Below are 2,304 nucleotides of genomic sequence, written 5' to 3' on the forward strand. Positions count from 1 at the left end.
CGGGCGGGGGTGGGATGGGTGGTGGGGATCACGTGTGATGTGGGTCGTATGGCGTGTGGTGGCCGGGTTCTACGGTAGTCATCCAATCGCTTTCCGGAGTTGTTGCTGGTAGGCGGATTGTCTGGAGTGCGGTGCCGTTCGGGATTTCAGCGCTCTGGTTTGCCCGCGGTGCGGGTGTTGCGTTGTTTGTTCTTGGTCTTGATGGTTGAGCAACGGGCTCGGCCTGGTCGACTACTTCCGGAGGTATGTCATGTCCACTTCATCAAGGTCTGGTTCGCGTGGTCCGATGGGCCGAGGGCGGCGGCGTAGGTCGCTGGCGGCGGGGGGTACGGCGGCCGTGCTGGCGGCGGCGGGTTTCGCTACCGTGGTGCCCGCGGCTCCGGCGATGGCCGCCACCAGCGGGTGCACCGGTCCCAGTGGCAGCGGCAACGTCACCTGTACTTTCGCCGACCCTGGCCAGAACCAGGTGTTCACGGTCCCGGCAAATATCGCCGAACTCAACGTCACCGCGATCGGCGGACCGGGTGGCGGTTCGGCCGGCGCCTCCGGAGGTACAGGGGCGAAGGTCACCGCGGTCATGCCGGTCACGGTCGGGCAGAAGCTTTACATCGACGTCCCGAGCGCCGCCGTGGCGGGAGGAGGCGGCGGGGCCGCCAACATCAAGAACACGTCCACGACCACGGGTAACAACTACTCCTACTACCACGCGACTTACGACCAGAACGGGTACCCCTCGGCTCCGGCGGCCGGTGCGGTCGATCCGCGGGTGATCGTCGCCGGAGGCGGTGGCGGGGCGGGCACCGGCTCAGCCGGGCCAGGCGCCGGCGGAAACGCGGGCATCAACAGCCTGGCGACTCCTCCTCAATCAACCTACGGCGTAGCAGGAACCTACGGGGACGGCACCTACGGGAATGGCGCTGGCGGTAATAACGGCGCCGATCTCAATGAGGGCTGCACCCCTTACGGGGGTGGCGGCGGGCCGTTGGTCCAGCGCCCCACCGGCGACGGCACGGCGAACGGCTCGCCCGGGATCCCCGGTCGAGGCGGCGCCGGCAGCACCTGCAGCAGTCTGTCGGGTGGCTCGGGAGGCGACGGCTGGGTCGGCGGTGACGGCGGCCGCTCCGGGGTTATTGACGGTGGTGGTGGCGGCGGTGGCGGCTCGAGCTACGCGCTGGGCAGCGCGGCCAAGAACGTCAGTATCACCACCGACACCGCTCGCGAGGCGCCGCAGGTGGTCATCTCGTACACCTACAAGCCCTACTCCGTCACCCGCAATGCCGACGGTACGTGGGGCGATTGGACGGCAGCCCCTCTGACCGGTCTTCCCCAGAATGGCATGCCCACCCAGGTATCAGCCACCGGTATGGACGACGGCTCCACCCAGTACGTCGCCAAGGGCACCGACGGGAACTTCTACCTCGCCCTCCACAACAGCGACGGAACCTGGTCCGGCTGGAACGCCCTCCCCGGTGTCGGCGGCAGCCCCAACTTCGGAGGCCCCGCCTCCGCCATCACCAACATCGGAAGCGGCAACTCCGTGGTCACCGCCGTCGGCCTGGACGGCAAGGTCTGGTACAACGAACGCTACGGCCCGAACAGCAGCCCCCACAACAATGGCGACTGGTCCGGCTGGACCTCACTCTCCCTCCCCAACGGAGCCACCGCCACCAAGGTCGCCACCAGCATGGACGGCCTGAGCCGCTTCTACATCATGGCGACCGGCACCACCACCGCCGGCGGAGTCACCACCACCAGCACCTACTTCAGCAGCAACCTCGGCGCCTTCAGCCAACTCGCCGGCCTCCCCACCAACTCCCCCACCGGTGACATCGCCCTCGCCGGCACCAGAACCACCAACGGCAACGGAACCCAGATGGCCGTCATCGACAGCATGGGCCAGATCTGGCACCAGATGCTCAAGCCCGACGGCACCTACACCGGATGGGCCAAGCCCGCCCAGCCCACCGGTGGCGCAACCCACCTCGCAGCCGTCGGCATGACCAACGGCGACGCCCAGTTCATCGCCACCAGCAGCAACGGCACCGTCTACCACAACATCCGCTACGGCCCGAACAGCAGCCCCCACAGCGACGGCAGCTGGTCCGGCTGGGGCGCCCCGGCCGGCCTCAACCACACCGGCACCTTCAAGGCCGGCCAGGTCGCCATCGCCGACACCGGCAACAACACCACCCAGACCATCGCCACCGCCACCAACTGACCCACCAACAGACCACAACGCATCCCCGGCACTCCTCACCGAGATCAAGAAGGCACCCCAGGCGGGCCCTCCCCACACGGGAGGGC

1 protein-coding gene is annotated in these 2,304 nt (G+C 68.2%); it reads left to right on the plus strand.

Going from position 1 to position 2,304, the window contains the following annotated elements; translation table 11 throughout:
• The first annotated feature begins 367 nt into the window (after nucleotides 1–367).
• Nucleotides 368–2,218 (plus strand): hypothetical protein, encoded by a 1,851-nt coding sequence (locus tag AA75_RS53755; RefSeq protein ID WP_149038375.1) that lies wholly within the window; start codon nucleotides 368–370, stop codon nucleotides 2,216–2,218.
• The last annotated feature ends 86 nt before the right edge of the window (nucleotides 2,219–2,304 follow it).

This window comes from Kitasatospora sp. MBT63, from assembly GCF_000710465.2.
Lineage (GTDB): Bacteria > Actinomycetota > Actinomycetes > Streptomycetales > Streptomycetaceae > Kitasatospora.